At 53.8% G+C, this 19252-nt stretch carries 13 protein-coding genes; 5 read left to right on the top strand and 8 right to left on the bottom strand.

The genetic code is table 11. The annotated features are described in order from the left end of the window. Positions 1-2: 2 nt before the first annotated feature. Together V3W49_RS07010 and V3W49_RS07005 are read right to left on the bottom strand one after the other, a co-directional pair. Entirely contained in the window at positions 3-1478 is a 1476-nt protein-coding gene (locus V3W49_RS07010) for an NAD-dependent succinate-semialdehyde dehydrogenase (protein WP_500144567.1), read from the bottom strand. A gap of 1034 nt (positions 1479-2512) precedes the next feature. Then, positions 2513-3304, bottom strand: a complete 792-nt coding sequence (locus V3W49_RS07005; RefSeq protein ID WP_500144566.1) for an MBL fold metallo-hydrolase — start codon at positions 3302-3304, stop codon at positions 2513-2515. A gap of 635 nt (positions 3305-3939) precedes the next feature. Between V3W49_RS07005 and V3W49_RS07000 the strand changes: the two genes are divergently transcribed. After that, the gene (locus V3W49_RS07000; RefSeq protein ID WP_500144565.1) at positions 3940-4290 is read left to right on the top strand and encodes a GFA family protein; all 351 of its coding nucleotides are present in this window, start codon (positions 3940-3942) and stop codon (positions 4288-4290) included. 101 nt (positions 4291-4391) lie between these two features. Here the strand turns inward: V3W49_RS07000 and V3W49_RS06995 are convergent, their stop codons facing one another. Further along, entirely contained in the window at positions 4392-5735 is a 1344-nt protein-coding gene (locus V3W49_RS06995) for an MFS transporter (protein WP_500144564.1), read from the bottom strand. A 586-nt stretch (positions 5736-6321) separates the two neighbouring features. Between V3W49_RS06995 and fdhA the strand changes: the two genes are divergently transcribed. Continuing rightward, complete coding sequence (gene fdhA / locus V3W49_RS06990; RefSeq protein WP_500144563.1) at positions 6322-7509, top strand: formaldehyde dehydrogenase, glutathione-independent; 1188 nt, start codon at positions 6322-6324, stop codon at positions 7507-7509. Positions 7510-7725: 216 nt separating this feature from the next. Here fdhA and V3W49_RS06985 read toward each other — a convergent pair whose 3' ends face one another. Continuing rightward, on the bottom strand, positions 7726-8853 hold the full coding sequence (locus V3W49_RS06985) for a Bcr/CflA family efflux MFS transporter (protein ID WP_500144561.1): 1128 nt from the start codon (positions 8851-8853) through the stop codon (positions 7726-7728). A gap of 101 nt (positions 8854-8954) precedes the next feature. Here V3W49_RS06985 and V3W49_RS06980 point away from each other — a divergent pair, with 101 nt between their 5' ends. Beyond that, positions 8955-9731 carry an AraC family transcriptional regulator gene (locus V3W49_RS06980; protein ID WP_500144560.1) on the top strand — a complete coding sequence of 259 codons (777 nt, stop codon included), beginning with the start codon at positions 8955-8957 and terminating at the stop codon, positions 9729-9731. Between the two features lie 104 nt (positions 9732-9835). Here the strand turns inward: V3W49_RS06980 and V3W49_RS06975 are convergent, their stop codons facing one another. The 3 genes from V3W49_RS06975 to ampC form a co-directional block, all read right to left on the bottom strand. Further along, positions 9836-10732 (bottom strand): LysR family transcriptional regulator, encoded by an 897-nt coding sequence (locus V3W49_RS06975; RefSeq protein WP_500144558.1) that lies wholly within the window; start codon positions 10730-10732, stop codon positions 9836-9838. Positions 10733-10884: 152 nt separating this feature from the next. Then, positions 10885-13185 carry an FdhF/YdeP family oxidoreductase gene (locus V3W49_RS06970; protein ID WP_500144557.1) on the bottom strand — a complete coding sequence of 767 codons (2301 nt, stop codon included), beginning with the start codon at positions 13183-13185 and terminating at the stop codon, positions 10885-10887. Positions 13186-13479: 294 nt separating this feature from the next. Beyond that, entirely contained in the window at positions 13480-14616 is a 1137-nt protein-coding gene (gene ampC, locus V3W49_RS06965; protein ID WP_500144589.1) for a class C beta-lactamase, read from the bottom strand. A 158-nt stretch (positions 14617-14774) separates the two neighbouring features. Between ampC and V3W49_RS06960 the strand changes: the two genes are divergently transcribed. Next, positions 14775-16733, top strand: coding sequence for a PhoX family protein (locus tag V3W49_RS06960; RefSeq protein ID WP_500144555.1), 1959 nt, complete (start codon positions 14775-14777; stop codon positions 16731-16733). 90 nt (positions 16734-16823) lie between these two features. On the opposite strand, the gene V3W49_RS06955 is transcribed toward V3W49_RS06960, so the two are convergent. Then, positions 16824-18173, bottom strand: coding sequence for an alanine/glycine:cation symporter family protein (locus V3W49_RS06955; RefSeq protein ID WP_500144554.1), 1350 nt, complete (start codon positions 18171-18173; stop codon positions 16824-16826). A gap of 256 nt (positions 18174-18429) precedes the next feature. On the opposite strand from V3W49_RS06955, the gene V3W49_RS06950 reads away from it, so the two are divergent. Continuing rightward, complete coding sequence (locus V3W49_RS06950; RefSeq protein WP_500144553.1) at positions 18430-19086, top strand: NAD(P)H-binding protein; 657 nt, start codon at positions 18430-18432, stop codon at positions 19084-19086. Positions 19087-19252 lie beyond the last annotated feature (166 nt).

The following is a 19252-nucleotide window of genomic DNA, read 5'->3' as shown; positions in this document are numbered from 1 at the left end:
AATTATGCTCCTGTCACTGAAGGGCCTGGCAAACCGCCAAGGCAGAAATAGCGGATATTCAGATATTCATCGATGCCGGTGCGGCCGCCTTCACGGCCCAGGCCGGACTGTTTAATGCCGCCAAAGGGGACGGTGGGGCCGGTCATTTTGACGCTGTTAACGGCCACCATGCCGAACTCCAGTTCGCGGATGTAGCGCCAGACCCGGCGCTGATCCTGGGTCCAGAGATAGGCCGCAAGGCCATATTCGGTGGCGTTGGCCTGGGCGATGACGTCGTCATCGTCCTGCCAGGCAGCGACAATGGCGATGGGGGCAAAGCTCTCTTCCTGCCAGACCCGCATGTCCGGGGTGACGCCGGCCAGCAGGGTGGGCATAAAATAGTTGTCGCCCGGCGCCTGGCGCTGATCGCCATGCACCAGCCGGGCACCTTTAGAAAGGGCATCGTCGACCAGAGCATGGGCTTTTTCGACGGCGTCGCGGTGAATTAACGGGCCGATATCGCTGTCCGGGCAGTCGCCGGGGCCGACCCTGAGTTCGTGCACCCGCGCCGAAAAGACTTCAATAAAGGCGTCATAAATTTGCTGATGCACCATGATGCGGTTGGCGGCCAGACAGTCCTGACCGCTGGTCTGAAACCTGGCGGCGACAGCGGCGGCGGCGGCCTCTTCGACGTCCACATCCGGCGCCACCACAAAAGGGGCATTGCCGCCCAGCTCCAGAGAAACCCGTTTAACGCTGCCTGCGCACTGGGCCAGCAGCAGCTTGCCCACCCGGGTGGAGCCGGTGAAGGAGAGGGCGCGAATGCGTGGTTCGCTGCACAACTGGGCGCAGACGGCTTCTGGCTCACCGGTGATGACATTAAAGACACCGGCCGGCAGCCCGGCACGCTCTGCAAGTTCAGCCAGCGCCAGGGCGGAAAAGGGGGTTTCATTGGCGGGTTTAACCAGCACGCTACAGCCTGCGGCCAGTGCCGCTGCGGCTTTACGGGTGATCATCGCCAGCGGAAAATTCCAGGGCGTGATCAGCGCGCAGACGCCAACCGGCTCTTTGATGGTGCCTGGCAGAGTGCCATCGATCTGGACTGACAGGGTTTCGCCGTTAATCCGCACCGCCTCTTCGGCGAACCAGCGGATAAAACTGGCGGCGTAATCCACTTCCCCTTCGGCTTCACGCCGGGGCTTGCCCTGTTCATTAACCAGCAGGGTGGCCAGATCGCTGCGGTGATCCAGCAACTGCTGATACCAGGCCATCAGCAGCGCGGCACGCCGGTCGGCGCGAACTCTGCGCCAGCCTGCCAGCGCCTGCTCTGCGGCATCTACGGCGTGTTCGATCTGCTCTGGCTCCAGCAGCGGTATGTAACCCAGCAGGCTATTATCGTCCGGGTTATAGACCGGTTGCTCACGGCCGGACAGACTGTGGCTCCATTCGCCGTTAATCCAGGCGAAGTGACGAAACAGACGGGGATCCTCTAATTTCATCTGCGTTCTCCTTAAGTTGGCAGCCCAAACGACACGGGTAAGGGCGCATGAGATACTTTGAAGATAAGAGAAAGCATGAAAAAATAATTTCTGTTTCAGTGTCGTAATTATTCGTTTTTTTCTGTTGTGATAGCAATGGGTAATAAATTGGCGGGCGACAACAAAACGTTATGAAATAACCGTAGTTACATATCTTTTATTTATGTTTTTATTGACAAGCCCATCATTAAATGCCAATGCATAATGCGAATAAAACCGCTTTTGTGCGGAATGAATAACTGGAATAATGGAATAAAACACTATTCCAGCCGGTGATTTCCTTTTCTTTAAGAGGCATTGCTCAAGGCGCGGAATTGTGTCTATTTGATTGATTTATAAGGAAGGCTAAATCCATGGCGCAGCGGTTGATAAACCTTTATATCTGTTTTTGAGATGATTCCTAGTCGCAGGGGCTGGCTGACATTGTGCTTAATGATATTGACCTGTTAGCTCATCGGTTTTTAATAATGATATAGCTCACATAATTCATTTTAGATGTGATGGAGGTCAAAAATAAATAATCCTCCTTTTGTTGTGGGTAAGCGCAGCGTATTAACGATAATCTGCCGCTAATGCATCACTTCGTTTATGGTATCGATCAATTCCCGTAGCGCTGGCGGCATTCGACGGCTACCGGGAAAATATCCTCCAGATATCCGTATCGCGATCGGGATCATTAAAGGCATTCCGGTACGTAAGGCCAGACCATGCTGGATGTAGCCGGCAGGCCAGACTATACACTCCGCTATATTCATGTTTTTTATTACATGATTAATATTATTTAACTCCCCCCCTGATTAATATAAAAAATAGCTCAAATGATAACATCATGCTGATGTTTGCTACTCTGGGAGGAATCTATCCAGGAAGCTCTAAGCTCAACGTACAATAATGGGGAAGAAACCGTGGATGAGGATATCGTCTGATTATCCCCACTAATATCCGTTTCCGCCGACGCAAATGTTATCCCAATGAGCCTGCCTTAAGTGACGTTGTCACTTAAGGCAGGCAAGATATTTTTCTCCTGAGCGTTGCACAATCGCACTGGCATTGTCCCGAATGTTTTTGCCTTCGAAGGCGCCATACAGTCGGTTAAAACGGATTTCACCAAGTCGCCGCACCATATCTCCGACCACCGCAGCAGGCAGCGGCAGCATATTAGGATAGCTCCACATAAAAGAGACCGCATCAGCACCCGGCGTCACCTGAACGATATCGCCGGTCAAGAGTACGCCGTCGCCGGTGTCCCAGTGCAGTATGGTGCCGCCGGGGAAATGACCGCCCAGCCGAATCAGACGAACAGACGAACAGATTCTCTGCTCATCGCCGTTCCATAGCTTAATGGCCGGGCTGTGGCGCATAATCCATTCACGATCGCTGGCATGCAGCCAGACAGGGGCGTTAAACGTTTCAGCCCAGTCCTGCATAGTGGTGTAGTAATGGGGATGAGAAATGGCGATCGCGCTGATACCGCCCAGAGCCGAGACCAGCGCCCTGGTGGCATCATCAAGGTTGGCGATACAGTCCCACAGAATATTTCCCTGTGGCGTTATCACCAGAAATGCCCGCTGGTTAATAGCGAAACCGGGCACGGTCTGGATGCTGAACAGGTTTTCCTGGTGCAATTGCCATTTGTTGCAGTGCGTAGTGGTTAAGCTTTGCATATCCGTCCATTTCTGGCCGCTGGGCGGAACGTACTGGCGTTCATCTTCGCAGATTTTGCAGTGCTCGATTGCAATATCGGTTTCGCAATAAGAAGTGCCGCAGGTTTGGCAGAGCTTGATCATACGGATATCCTGGTAAGTTACTCGGCGTTATGACGAATAAACAATGCCTGAAATCAGTTGGGGTGTTGCTGAGTATAGATGGGGGCACTTGAAGAACGCCAACGTCCGGGGTGGCATTTTCCTCCCAAAGGCCGCTGCGAAAATCTAATAAGCTGTTTGCCTGGCGGTGGTGACGATAAATTTTAGCCGCTAAATTTATCATTACCGGATGATTCTGCATAAAACAGAGCTGCGGAAGTGTAGGCTGGAGAGCGTCACAGACGCAGATAACGAGCCGCTGGACTTCCAGATTATCCATCACGATCTGGAGCACGGCACTGAACAGGTGGTGTATGACTCAACAAAACAAACTAACGAATAAGCTAACAAACAAAAAGAGTGACCAGGACAAGGACAGCGCCTGGAGCGCCGCTTTTCACTCCTCGCTTCATTGGTGCGCATAATGTATATTATGTTAAATACGATATATGGATGCGCACCAGACGCCACGTATTGATGACCTCTGATTGAATTGCCATTCCCTTCCCCATTATCCCGGTTTTTTTGCCGTATCTGGTTATGATGTCCGGGGTTCATTTCTGTTGTCCGCTGACGTCTATAGTTATAGTTCCACTCACTGTTACAGGTAAACCACCATGTCCTTCCAGGGTAGCTGCCACTGCGGCGCCGTCACCTTCACGGTCGACGCCGAACTGCCAGAAAAAGCGCTGAGCTGTAATTGCTCCATTTGTCGTCGCAAAGGATTGCTGCTGGCTTTCTTTCCGGTCGATGCATTCACTCTTAACAGTGGCCAGGATCGGCTAACCACTTATCTGTTTAACTCGCGCCATATCCACCATCAGTTCTGCCAGATCTGCGGCACTGAGGCTTTTGCCCATGGCAAAGCGCCAGATGGCACCGAGATGTATGCTGTCAATTTGCGCTGTGTTCCGGAGCTGAAGCTGGATACGCTGCAGATTCAGCATCATGACGGCGCGAGCTCTTGATGCCAGCGCCCTTTTTTCCAGCGATCGCGCTACGTGAAATCTGAGAAAAAGTGGCGGCTTCGCCTCAGCAGATTTCGTCAAAACGCGTCATAAAATGATGCTTAATTATCCGTTTCCGCTTTCAGTACATTGAAACCGGAGCGGGTCGGAAAGGTATCATTCGCGCCTGCGTGCAAAGAGATACGCGAGGTTTCCGGTAATGCCAGTCCGCCGACCATCGCCAGTAAAGCTACCAGAGCCAGATAAAATGCCGGTGACATCCCGCTGCCGGTACTGGTAATCAGCCATGTCGCCACTAAGGGAGCCGTGCCGCCAAAAATCGTATAGGCCAGATTGTAGGTAATAGCGGATGCGGTATAGCGCGCCCGGGTGGGAAAAACTTCAGAGAGCAGCGCCGCAGTCACCACGCCGGACAATACCGCCCCGGTTGCCAGCAGTAGATCCGCGATAATCGCTGCCCACAAATAACCGGAACTGGCCAGCAGCCAGGCAGGCCAGACTAACAGAATCACCCATATGCCCGTCAGCGCAATGGTTTTTTTCCGACCTATACGATCGCAAATCGCGCCGGCGACCGGACACATCACGGCAGCAAACAGCAAAGCGATGGTTGAAACCATTAGGGCCGAAGCGCGGCTCAGGCGCCCTTCCAGTTGCAGAAAGGTGGAAAAATAGGTCGTGAACATATAAAACGACAGCGCCGTTAACGCGATAAATGCGCCCAGCCGCAGGATATTTCCTGCCTGCTGGCGCAACGTTTCACTTAACGGCGCATGGACGCTGCTCGATTCCTTCAGTGCCGCACGAAAAGCCGGCGTTTCTTCCATGCGCAGCCGTAAATAAATCCCCACCAGGCCAAGCGGCGCCGCTACCAGGAAAGGAATACGCCATCCCCAGTCGCTCATCTGTTCCGTGCTAAGGCCGGCATCCAGCAGATAAGTGATTATTGCCGCCGTAGCGAAGGCGGCGAACGTAGAGACGGTGATAAAGCTACCATACCAGGCGCGTTTGTGGTTGGGGGAATGCTCCATGACATAGGCACAGGCTCCGGCATATTCTCCACCGGCCGAGAACCCCTGAATGCATCGGGCCAGCGTCAGAAACAGCGGTGCCAGCATGCCCATACTGGCATAACCAGGCAACAGACCAATCACGGTGGTTGACGCCGCCATCAGCAATACCGTTAACGACAAAATACGCTTGCGGCCAAATTTATCACCCAGCAGGCCAAATATCACACCACCCAGCGGACGCAGTGCAAAGGCTACGGCAAATACGGCGAATGTCTGCAGCAGCGCTGCCTGAGGCAGGTCTGGCGCAAAGAATTTTTGGGCGATAATAGTGGCAAGAAAGCCATAAACCGCGAAATCAAACCATTCGACAAAATTCCCTATCGCGGCGGCTGTTGTCACCTTGCGAAGCGTTGCTTGTGAAATGGATGTCATACTACCTCCCTGCCTGAATGTGATAATCAGGCCTGAATTGAGAATATAATGTTATTGGTAAAACAATATTCTGGATTATTAATCATGCATTAGTTTTATGGTTAATTAATAAATAAAATGCTGGATGAAATATAACCGTAGCGTGGCATAAAGTTTTACTGCATTCAATAAAATCGAGGCGGTATATCCAATCATCAATGATTTCATGCTTTGATGAAAAGTAAAAAAATAATGAATATCAGTGTGTTATCACCTCTCGCTGCATCATATTAATTTCCTTTGTAAGAATTATGACACTTCGCCGTTTAGGGGATGGTTATTGTCGCTTTTAGATATTAAAGTGTCGTTTTTTATTTAAATGAATGTGATCTACCCTCCCCTTACCTTTTCAATCTGTTGCATGGCATATTTTAAAAATGTCGTTATCAGACCGGTTATTGCAATTAACAATGTCGTTATCAGATCAGTTTTACTTTCTGACCACACATAGACTGGCCATGCAGACCCGGATGCGCTATCGCGGTAATTAGTGCCCATCTGCTATCTGAGATAGAAGAGATCTTAATCAGCACGATATGGAGCAATTATGGGACACTCATCAAACAGAGGCGTTGTATACCAGGGCCCGGGCAAAGTAGAAGTCATGGATATTGACGATCCGAAATTCGTTAGTCCTTCGGGAAAGAAAATCGATCATGCCGTGATTATCAAAGTCCTGTCGACCAACATCTGTGGTTCCGATCAGCATATGGTTCGCGGCCGGACAACTGCGCCAGCGGGTATGGTTCTGGGGCATGAAATTACCGGCGAAATTATTGAAAAAGGCTCCGATGTTGAAATGCTCAACGTTGGCGATATCGTTTCTGTTCCCTTTAACGTGGCGTGCGGCCGCTGTCGCTGCTGCCGCGAGCTCGACACCGGTGTCTGCCTGACCGTTAACCCGGCACGTGCCGGTGGTGCATTCGGCTATGTGGATATGGGGGGCTGGGTCGGTGGGCAGGCCAAATATGTGATGGTGCCCTATGCCGATTTCAACCTGCTGAAATTCCCCGATAGAGACCAGGCACTGGAAAAGATTCTCGATCTGACCATGCTTTCCGACATCCTGCCAACAGGGTTTCATGGCGCGATAACCGCAGGCGTGGGCGTTGGCTCAGTGACCTATGTCGCCGGAGCCGGGCCTGTGGGTCTGGCATCCGCAGCCTCGGCGCAAATTCTGGGCTCGGCGGTGGTGATGGTCGGCGACTTTAACAAAGCGCGTCTGGCGCACGCCGAAAAAATGGGCTTTGTTCCAATCGATCTGAGCCAGCACGATCGACTGGGCGAAATGATTGCTGAGGTGGTGGGCGTACCGGAAGTCGACTCGGCTATTGACGCCGTCGGCTTTGAAGCACGCGGCCATTCAGGCAAGGAACAACCAGCTGTGGTACTGAACAGCATGATGGATATCACCCGGGTAGCCGGAAATATCGGCATCCCCGGGCTGTATGTAACGGACGATCCTGGCGCCGACGAGAAAGCGGCGCGTGAAGGCTCCCTGAGCCTGAAATTCGGTCTGGGTTGGTCTAAGGCGCAGACCCTGCATACCGGGCAGACGCCGGTTTTACGCTATAACCGACAGCTGATGAATGCCATTTTGCACGGTCGGTTACCCATCGCTAAAATCGTTAACGCCAAAGTCATTCCGCTTGAAAGTGCGGCTGAGGGTTATGCCAGCTTTGATGCCGGCGTGGCAGCGAAATACGTGCTGGATCCGCACGGCTTAATCGCCTGACCGATGGTGCCTGACGGATAGCGGACAGGAACGCTGCTGTCCGTCACGTGCCCCCTTCCCCGATATCAAGTCTTCTGACCCTGGGCTTATCGCCTGCCTGTGTATCGAAGCCCTGCCGCTGAGCTACCCTGGAAAAAATGATACGCAGATATCGGATTATTTAATAAGGGAATGATGGGGGCGTTATTATAAATTCAGTGCCATACACCTGTCGGCTCACCCGCGTGACACGCTGCACAACAGGGCAATAGCCGCACATATTGTCAGAACCAGTCCCAGTTGCTGTACCATGCCGGCGAGCCCCAACATCATTCCCAGCAACAGGTAATAGCCCAACCCGAACAATGCTCCCGCAGCCCCGGCCTGTTCGCGATAGCGGTGCAGCGCCTGGCTCAGCACGTTGGGTATTGTTATAGCATAGGCAACGACAATCCCTGCGACCGGTACAAGTATCCACGCCGAGTGCTGCAACCACCAGGCAGCAACACCGGACAGGAGTGCCAGAGTACATGCATGACGTACCAGCTGTTCCGGTGTCTTACTGGTCGTTAACAACCTCCTGTTCAGGAGGCTGCCCAGGAGAGAAGCAAGTGCCAGTAAGACCCCCGTCCATCCGAATGCTCTGGAGCTCCACCCCAGCAGCCTGAAAAGAAACGGAGCCAGGCTGTAATAACTGAACAACATGGTATTCAGCAGGGCTACGAGTATTGCATTTTTCCAGAGCACTCCGTCTCGAGCCATGCGGAAGGCCAAACCGCTCCGCCGGGTTCTGAGCGTGTTCTCCGGCCGCGTTTCCGGCAGTAAAACTGCAGTCAGTGTTAACAATAGTATCGCCAGCAATACCAGCGCAATAAATATGCCGGTATGGCCGTACAAACTGACCAGCCAGCCTCCACTTATCAGACCGAAAACCGGGCTCAGCGCAAGCGCAGCTCCCATAACGGAAAAAACGCGGGCCAGCGCTGTTGATTCATAACTATCCCTTAACATGGTCTGCACCACAACCGATCCGGCGGCAGCGCCCATGGCTGCCACCATACGGGCCAGCAATAATACGCTGAAATCGGTGGCAACAATTGCCATTGCAGACCCCGTTCCATAGCAAAGGAGTCCGGCCATAATGGCCGGACGTCTTCCGATCCAGTCACTCAGCCAGCCCCACAGAGCCACTCCGACAGCAAAGGCGACGAAATAGACAGAAAGAGTCTGAGAGGCGCGCTCACTGCTTATCTGAAAAGATCTTGCAATGTCCGGCAACGCCGGGCTGTATATGGTTTCAACCAGTTGTGGAAACATAATCAGCAGTGTCAACAGCCACAGCGGCGGTTTAATAATGGTATTCATGGCAGCATCCAGAGAAACAGAAAACGGGAAGCTATAATGGCTGAAACGATAATGTCTTATTACAATAATAAGGACTTTATATATTAAATATCGGACAATTTATGAAGATTAATCCCGGTGATGTTTTCGATCCGGATAATTTTAATGAACCGGTAGTAGGAATTGCGTCCGAGATGGGTGTACACGACTCAGGACGACACAGCCACCTTCGTCATCAGTTGCTCTTTTCGGCCTCAGGGAGCATCACGATTGAACTGGAAGAAACGCTGTGTCAGCTACCACCCCGTCGGGCCGCCTGGATCCCGGCAGGGACAATTCATCGCGCCATAATGCGTGGCGTGCTGGCCTATCGTTCTCTGTACTTTTCAACCACGCTACCGTTATCCGTACTGCCACTGCAGGTCGTCGAGGTTAATCCCCTGTTTTTTGAGGTCATAGAACGTATGGCATTCTGGCCATGGGGAATGCCAGCAGAGCAGCAGGCCAGTCTCATTACCGTTTTTTGTGAAGAAATAAAGGCTGCGCGCATAGAAAACTGGACATTACGGCTCCCCTCAGACAAACGCCTGAACTTATGGCTGGACAGGGTACGTACCGGCGAATTACCCCCACGCCTTAGCCAGTTGGCCCAACAGGTTGGTGCATCAGAGCGTACGATAAGTCGGGTCTTTATCAGAGATAACGGAATGAATTATCAGAACTGGCGTCAGCAGTGGAGGCTACTGAAAGCAATGGAAATGCTGTCTGACGGATGGAAGTTAAGCCATGTGGCACAACAACTGGAATTTGTCAGCGACAGTGCATTCATCACGTTTTTTCGACAGCATACAGGTACGACTCCTGCACGTTATTCGCTGAAAAAAGATGGCGATCGATAGCGAAGGCAATCTGTATACCTCCACCCCCCTTCGACGATCGAGTACCCTGTGAAGCTGTAGAAATTACCGTTGCCGATTGCGCCTTCACGGCGGGAGTATCATTGTCAGGGCGATGTCGGCTCTTCGCCGAAAATCTCTTTCGCATCGGCAAAGCAGCGTTCAGCAAGCGATGAGAGTGGCGGCTGGCGGCGCATAATCAGTCCCAGCATCGAATCCACTTCCGGCTCGGTAATGGGAATAATGCCCAGGTTATCGCTCAGGGATTCCAGCCCGTTATGCAGCGGCACAATGGCGCAGCAGATACCGGCCTGTACCGCCTGGATAATCTGAAACGTCGAATCGCTCTCGAAGACATACCTGGGCGTTAGCCCATGGCCTTTAAAGCTTATGTCGATCGATTCGCGGTAATACATGCCTTTGGTCAGAAAGCCCAGCGGCAGCGTGGCCAGCGTTGGCCAGTCCGGGCGGTTTTCAAAGCGGAAATGGCGCAGATCGTGCAATAATCCCATATGGGTTGGCATAAGTGGAATAATGTCGAAGCATTCTTCATCGACATGTTGCAGATAGCAGATGCCCAGATCCAGCTGATTGCGACCGACGCCATCAATAACCTGCTCGGAGGTCTGCGACAGCAGGCTGAATTCCAGTTCCGGATATTTCTCGGCCAGCGGTGCGATCAGCCGCATGGGGTTCATGCTGGCCAGCGGTACCATGCCCAGCCGTAGCTGGCCAACCATCTGGCCGCGACAGATGGCCGCTTCGGCCTCCAGTCCGTCATGCGCCGCCAGCAGCGCCCTCGCCCATGCCAGAATGCGTTCTCCCTCCGGCGTAAAGCCTTCAAAGCGATGCCCGCGTTTGATCAGCACCAGCCCCAGCTCCTCTTCCAGGCTGCGGATCCGCATGGAAAGTGTGGGTTGCGTGATGTGGCAGGCGGCGGCAGCCTGGCCAAAATGGCGAATGTTATCTAGCGCAATCAGATACTTAAGCTGTTTTATGTCCATGAATTAACTCGCTTCGTCGTGTGACGTCGCTGATACAGGCGAACCTGTTACATCAAAATGTTATTTAAATGTTACATTCGGCAGTGGGTAAATTCAAGCGAACCGCCAGTGTTAGTGGCTGCTAACACTGGCGATAATTCATATAAAGAAGGTTAGCGGACAGGATCATTCGCCAGGATCTCTTTTGATCGCAGCGTGACTCTTACCGGAACCGACTTATAGGAAGGCGTACCGCTTTCACTGTCGATATAGTCCAGAGGCACCAGCACGTTTGCCTCCGGATAATAAGCGCCGACCGAACCACGGGCGATGGTATAGGCCACCACGGTGATATCTTCCAGCCGCATATCGCTGCCGGGCAATGCGGTATGGATATCCACCCTGTCGCCGTGTTCCAGACGCAGTTCCGCCATATCCTGCTCATTCATAAACAGCACATCACGGCGGCCAAAGATGCCGCGATAGCGGTCATCCATAGCGTAAATGGTGGTGTTGTATTGATCGTGGCTGCGCAGCGTAATCATCCGCAGCACGTCGCCGCCTTCAACCTGGACATTTTCATGCACTCCGTTAAACACGGAAAACATCGCTTTGCCGGTGGGGGTCGGCCAGACCCGACGAGTTGGCGGCAGCGGCATACGAAATCCGCCAGGGCGACGAATGCGTTCGTTGTAGCGCTCAAAACCGGGAATGGTCTGCTCGATCAGATCGCGGATTTTGTCGTAGTCGGCTACCAGCTCCATCCAGTCCACCCGGGTTTCCCGGAGCGTGGCCTGGGCCATGCCGGCCACAATGGCTGGCTCGGAGCGCAGCAGTTCAGAAGCCGGTCGTAGTTTACCCGCAGAGGCATGTACCATCGACATGGAATCCTCAACGGTAATCGACTGACGGCCGCTCTGCTGAATATCCAGTTCGGTGCGCCCCAGGCACGGCAGAATAAAGGTCTGTTTCGCCACCAGCAGATGGGAACGGTTCAGTTTGGTGCCTATATGTACGCTCAGATCCAACTTCTGCATGGCGGGAAAGGCGCGTGTGCGGTCGGGCATCGCCACCGCGAAGTTACCCCCAAGGCAGATTAGCGCCCTCGCCTCGCCGTCGATCATCGCCTGTAGCGCTTTTACCGCGTCGTGACCGTGGCGCTGCGGCGGCGTAAAGCCAAATACCCGCTGCAGGTTAGCCAGAAATTCGGCCCCCGGTTTTTCGGTAATGCCCACGGTACGGTTGCCCTGCACGTTGGAATGGCCGCGCAGAGGGCAGATCCCGGCTCCTGCCTTGCCGATATTGCCACGCATCAGCAACAGATCGGCAATCAAGCGCACGTTGGAAGTCCCCTTATTATGCTGGGTGATCCCCATCCCATAGGTGATGATGGTGGCGCGAGAGCGGGCATAGAGCACGGCAACCTGTTCAAGTTCCTGACGCTCCAGGCCGGATTCACGTTCGATCTCTGTCCAGCGGGTCTGGCGCAGATCGTCGGCAAAGGCCTCGAACCCCTGCGTGTGCTCATCGATAAACTGGCGATCCAGGATGCCGCCCTGCGCTTCCTCCATGGCCAATAGCGCTTTGCCAATGCCCTTCAGCGCTGCGGCATCCCCCCCGGCCTTCACCTGATAGTAAGTGGTGGCGATATTGGTAGAGCGTAGCGTCGCCATCTCGATAACGTCCTGGGGATCGGCGAAACGCTCCAGCGCCCGCTCGCGCAGCGGATTAAAGACGATCACCGGAACGCCGCGACGCGCCAGTTCATGCAGAGTGCCCATCATGCGCGGGTGGTTAGTGCCGGGATTATGGCCAATCGAGATCACCAGCTCGGTATCGTCAAAATCTTCCAGTGATACCGTTCCCTTACCAATGCCGATCGACTGCGGCAGCCCGACGCTGGTCGACTCGTGACACATATTGGAGCAGTCCGGAAAGTTATTGGTGCCCAGTTCCCGGGCGAACAGCTGAAACAGGTATGCCGCTTCATTCGATGCCCGACCAGAGGTGTAAAACTCCACCTGATCCGGCGCCATATCGCGCAGGTTTTCGCCGATACGCCGGAATGCTTCCTCCCAGGGAAGCGGCCGCAGGGTATCGCTGGCGCGATCGTAAACTAACGGATGGGTTAGTCGACCATAACCTTCCAGTTCAAAATCGCTTTTACTCAACAGCTCTGTGACGGTATTAGCGGCCAGAAACTCCGGCGTGACGCGCTTACTGGTGGCTTCCCAGGTCACCGCCTTGGCGCCATTTTCACAGAACTGAAATGTGGATTTATGCTCTTTATCGGGCCAGGCGCAACCCGGGCAGTCAAAACCGTCCGGTTGATTGGTTCGCATCAGGGTAGCCGGGGCATTGAAAGCGTCCATCTGCGTACGCACTGCAATGGCCGTCGCCTTTAATGCCCCCCATCCTCCCGCCGGGCCGTCATAAGGACGTACGCCAGGCACGGCGCGTTTTTTATTATTCATATGCACTCCTGAATCCACATTTTATGATTTACAGCATTCCACACCGCGCTCAGGTAATCGCAGTAAAGGTCACGGTTTATTTCCTTCGACGGGAGCAAATAACCCTGGTATCAGTGTCTGAATTGACGCGCAGTGGGCGATGATGGTGCCGTTTTGTTAACCAAATAGTAACACTCAGGGGGAATATGTATAATCAATGTTATCTATAAAGTGTTAGATGTAACTTATTTGCTTAACTGAAGCTAAAACCCCGTTCAGTTTCATTTGAGGGGGCCTTCCCCCCCTCGCCTGGATTTACTTATCGGTTAATTTGCCGATAATGTCCCTTACCAGCCGCACCCGGTCGTCATTAGGGAACCACTTATTGGCCAGCATAATTACGGCAGTCTTTTCCGCCGGGATAAACACCGCATAGGTGGAAAAACCGTTGGTGGAGCCGGTCTTATTGTACCAGGTACTGCCGCTGGCAATCTGGGGCGGCATGATGGCGCTGGTGCGCATTCCATTCATAATCCGGCTGCCGCTGTTACCTGCCACCAGCCTTTGTTCACTCACAGGCCAGGGATAATATTCCCACATCATGGCCTGGGTGAAGTCCCGGGTATGAAAATAGCCCTGATGGGTAGCAGAAATCGCTGTCTGCCAGTCGCTATCCACCTTCTGCTCGCCCATGTTGATAGCCAGCCAGCGGATCAGATCGGCAGAACTGGATTTCAGGCCGTAAGATTCGGCATCCAGCGGCCCTGGCGTCACCCTGACCGGCTGGTCTTTTTTGTTATATCCCTGAGCGTAGTCCCCCATCTTGTTCGGTGGTACTTCTATCCAGGTATGGTGCATCCCCATGGCTGGTAGCAGGCGCTTTTCCATGGCTGTTTTAAAGGGCAGATCCAGTTGCCGGGCGCTGATCATTCCCAACAGCCCAATGCCGAGGTTAGAGTAAACCCGGCGGGAACCTGGGGGCGAAGGTAGCCGCCAGGCTTTATACCAGGCCATCAGTTGCGGGGTATTCTGCACGCTGTCCGGCACAAATAGCGGCAGACCGGAAGTATGGGTCGCCAGGTTGAGCAGCGTGACCTGGTCTAAGGCGCCATTCTTTAGTTCCGGCATTCGGTGGCTGACCGGGTCGCGCCACTTCATCTTTCCCTGCTCTACTGCATAACTGGCCAGAGTAGCGGTAAATGTCTTGCTCAGGGAGCCTATCTCAAACAGCGTATTTTCACTGACCGGCGCCTGGCTTTGCTTCGAAGCCACACCGTAGTTATAGAAACGGGTTTTGCCGTCGCGCAGCACCGCAATCGCCATGCCCGGTAGCTGATATTTAGCCATTACCGGTTTTACCGCATCGTCAATCGCGCTGTCACGCTGTTGAGCCATCGCGCTGAACGCGCAGCACAGCGTCAGCCCGGCAGCGATAAGTCGCATTGTTATCATCATAATGCCCTTTTTTGTTGTTAAGGTGTTACAGCCAGCAGCGCCTGGATCATTCCGGTATACGGCAATTAATGCAACCACAAGATGTAATGTTATAAAACTGTAATAAATGGCTCTTACACTGCTTGCTGGTCAAGTCACTGAGACAGGAAGCCATAATGAGCAGACCTTTAACCGCCGTATTTAAACAAGAGCACCGGGAAGAGATTAGCAACCATAGCGATAATCGTGCTTTTTCCCAGGTTGTCAGCGCCAGTTTTTCGCGACGTCGCTTTTTACAGATGGGTATGGTTGCCGGCGCCGCCGTAGCCCTGCCGTCATTACTGACACCGCAATACGCAAATGCGAAAAGTCGGGTCGCCCGCGCGGTCTCGCTGGGTTTTTCCAGTATTCCGGTCTCTTCGGAGGATCGGGTCATTGTGCCCGAAGGCTATATCGCCCGCCCCTTTTACCGCTGGGGAGATCCGGTAGGCCTGCACAACAATATGCCGAGCTTTAAATCCGATGCCACCAATAGTACCGCTGAACAGGCAGCTCAGGCAGGCATGCACCATGACGGTATGGCCTGGTTCAGCCTGCCTCGTGGTTCTGATAACGTCGAACATGGCTTGCTGGCGATGAACCACGAATACATCGATAACGGCCTGCTGTTTCCGGATGGTATGGCCGACTGGCGGCTGGACAAAGCCCGCAAGGGGCAGAATGCCATGGGGGTTTCGATTATCGAGGTTCAAAAGCGTGCGGATGGCTGGACGGTGGTTCGCCCTTCCGAATATGCCCGTCGTATCACGGTCGGAACGCCAATGCAGCTTTCCGGCCCGGTGCGCCATCATGCGCTGATGAAAACCGCCGCCGATCCGGCGGGCGAGACGGTGCTGGGTACCATGCAGAACTGTTCCTGCGGGCATACGCCATGGGGAACTTACCTGACCTGTGAAGAGAACTGGTCGGATATTTTTGTGAAGCGTAGCACGCGGAATACGCTGGAGCAGCGCTACGGTATCAGCGACAGCGATGAATCCTACCGCTGGAATGAGGTGGATGAGCGCTTCAACGTCGATAAAACGCCCAACGAGCCCAATCGTTTTGGCTGGGTGGTGGAAATCGACCCCTATGACCCGAACTCCATCCCGCGCAAGCATAGCGCGCTGGGGCGTTTTAAGCATGAAGGTGCCACTGTGACGCTGGCGGACGACGGGCGCGTCGTCGTTTATATGGGGGACGATCAGAAGTTTGAATATATCTATAAGTTTGTTTCCGACGGTCGTTACGAGCCGGAAAATCGCGAATCCAACCTGCGCCTCCTTGAGTCCGGCACCCTGTACGTGGCTCGTTTTAACGACGATGGCAGCGGCGAATGGCTACCGCTGGTGCACGGAAAAAACGGTCTTGATGCCGACAATGGTTTTTTCAGCCAGGCTGAGGTGCTAATCAAAACCCGACTGGCGGCTGATCAACTGGGGGCCACTAAAATGGATCGTCCGGAGTGGATTGCCGTCGATCCTTATCATAACGCCAGCGTCTACTGCACGCTGACCAACAACAGCGAACGCGGCGATAAAGGTAAAGCACCGGTCGATGCCGCCAATCCCCGGGCGAAGAATTTATTTGGTCATATTATACACTGGAGCGAAGCCGACGACTCACCGGCCTCTACCCGCTTCCAGTGGGATATTCTGGTGCTGGCAGGCCGTACCGACACTGACGATCAAAGCGCCAAAGGCAGTATGCAGGGAGCGGCCTTCGGCAGTCCGGATGGTCTCTCTTTCGATAATCGCGGCGTACTATGGATCCAGACCGATGTGTCATCGTCCACCATTAATCAGAAGGCCTATACCGGCATGGGCAACAACCAGATGGTAGCCACGGTGCCCGGCACTAACGAATACCGCCGTTTCCTGACCGGCCCCCGGGGCTGCGAAATTACCGGTATTGCTTTTACGCCGGATAACCGCACGCTATTTATCAATATCCAGCACCCGGGCGAAGGTGGTGATGTCTCTGACCCGAAGAACCCCCAGGCGGTTTCCAGCTGGCCGGATGCCGAACCCAACGGGCGGCCCCGTTCGGCCACCGTGGTGATAACACGGGAAGATGGTGGAATTATTGGCACCTGATAATGAAGGCCGCCTTCTGGCGGCCTTTATTAATTCAGAAACAGAGCGCCGGAGCCGTCTGTAATCCTCTCCCTGGAGAGGGAACGTGCCTCAGATAACGGCGGCGTTAACATCACGGATATGATCCCGGGTCAGGCGGTACACGACCGGGCTCAGAAAGGCCAGCGCAATTAAATTGGGAATGGCCATCATGGCGTTCAGGGTATCGGCAAGCAGCCAGACAAAGTCCAGCGACTGAGTGGCACCTACAGGCAAAGCGATGATCCAGGCAATACGAAATGGAACGATCGATTTAGGCCCGGCAAGAAACTGGATACATTTTTCACCATAAAAACTCCAGCCCAGAATGGTGGTGAAAGCAAAGATTGCCAGCGCTATAGCCACAATGTAGTTACCACCGGGAATAGCGCTGGAGAACGCGACCGATGTGAGCGTTGCTCCCGTTTCGCCGCTCAGCCACTGACCGCTGATGATAATGGTCAGTCCGGTGACCGAGCAGACGATAATGGTATCAATAAAGGTACCCAGCATGGCGATCAGCCCCTGACGAATTGGATTCTGGGTTTTTGCTGCCGCGTGAGCGATAGGCGCGCTGCCCAGCCCCGCTTCGTTGGAAAAAACGCCGCGCGCGACCCCGAAGCGAATGGCGGCCCATACTGCCGCCCCGGCAAAACCGCCCTGGGCGGCCACCGGCGTAAAGGCGGATTTAATAATCAGCTCGAACGCCGCCGGAATGGCGGAAGCATTCAGCGCCAGTACGATAATTCCGGCGCCGAAGTAACCGACCGTCATCACCGGTACCAGTTTGCCCGCCACGTCGGCAATACGCTTAATTCCGCCAATCAGTACGGCGCCGACCAGAATCACCAGAACAGCGGCGGTTATCCAGTGAGAAACGCCAAAGTTACTGTTCAGGGCATCGGCAATGGAGTTGGCCTGCACCGTATTGCCGATGCCAAATCCGGCGATACTGCCGAAAAAAGCAAACAGGGTTCCCAGCCACATCCATTTCGCGCCCAGTCCATGCTTGATATAGTACATGGGGCCGCCGACGTGATTGCCATTTGCGTCCTGTTCGCGAAAGCGTACTGCCAGCACCGCTTCGGAATATTTAGTGGCCATCCCCACCAGCGCCGTCATCCACATCCAGAACAGCGCACCGGGCCCACCCATCACGACCGCAGTTGCCACCCCGGCGATATTTCCGGTGCCAATTGTCGCCGAAAGTGCGGTCATCAGCGCATTAAAGGGGGATATCTGCCCTTCTCCCCGATGCTGGTTTCGTTCGAACAGCAGCCGGAAGCCGGTGCCTAATTTACGGATGGGCAGAAACGCCAGCCGGATTTGCAGGAAGATGCCAATGCCAAGAATGCCAATCAGCATTGGTACCCCCCATACTACGCCGTTTATGGCCGACAGCCATGATGTGATGAGTTCCATATCTCGCTCCTGAACGTTTGCAATGTCATTACGTCAATTATTGTTATGTCAATTTGTTACGGAGATGTAACTCAAAACCGGCGCCGATACCAATAGCAAATCCCAATGACTCTAGCTGGCTCACATTAACGATTTCAGTCCTTGCACTGTTGAAAAAAACAGCTATGGAATGTGACGTTGTCACAAGAAACAATGAAAATCCCCCCATCAGATGCTACCTTACTGCGTGATGTCCCACTTTCCGGAGCAAACGCGAATGAAAAAAGTCTTTATTATCGGCGGCGCAGGTAATGTCGGCCGCAGTCTGGTGCAACAGCTTTCCCGAACGGGCCATCAGGCACTGGCGATGTACCGTCATCCTGAGCAGGAAGCGGCGCTTAAACTGCTGGGTGCCACGCCGGTTCCTGGCGATCTACTGGCGCTGGATGAAGCGGCGCTGGCGGGCCTTATTGCCGGCAGCGATGTGGTGGTCTTTAGCGCTGGCGCGGGCGGGAAAGGTGGAAAAGAGATGACTGACGCCATCGATGGGCGCGGGCTGGAAAAGGCAGTAGCTGCCGCTGAAAAGGCTGGCGTATCGCGCTTTTTGTTGGTTTCCGCCTTCCCGGAAGCCGGACGCGGTAAAGAAAATCCTTCTGATACCTTTGAAAACTACATGGCGGTGAAAAAGCAGGCCGACGTGCATCTTGCCGCCAGCACGCTGGATTGGGTGATAGTGCGCCCCGGCACCCTGACCAACGATACGGGTAGCGGTCGCATTCATGCTGGACTTGCCATCGCCTATGGCAACATTGCGCGTGAAGACGTGGCAGCGACTCTCGCCGCCCTGGTCGAAACACCCGCCGTCAGCCGTAAGATCATCGAAGTGACCGAAGGTGACACCCCTGCGCTTCAGGCCGTGCAAGGGCTGGTTTAACGTGCGGAATACTCGTCATAAAGCGCGATGTTTAACAGGCTCAGATACTCACCCAAATGTCCGATTTCCGCGCAGCTATTGGTAAATATCGAAAAATCGCGGTAGTTCGCTGCCGCTTTTACTCAAGTTAAGATTAATTTTTTATTCAGGCTCTGAAAATGTTAAG

Source organism: Rosenbergiella sp. YN46 (assembly GCF_036620675.1).
Taxonomy (GTDB): Bacteria; Pseudomonadota; Gammaproteobacteria; order Enterobacterales; family Enterobacteriaceae; genus Jejubacter.
This window is presented reverse-complemented; position numbering and strand designations above follow the sequence as displayed.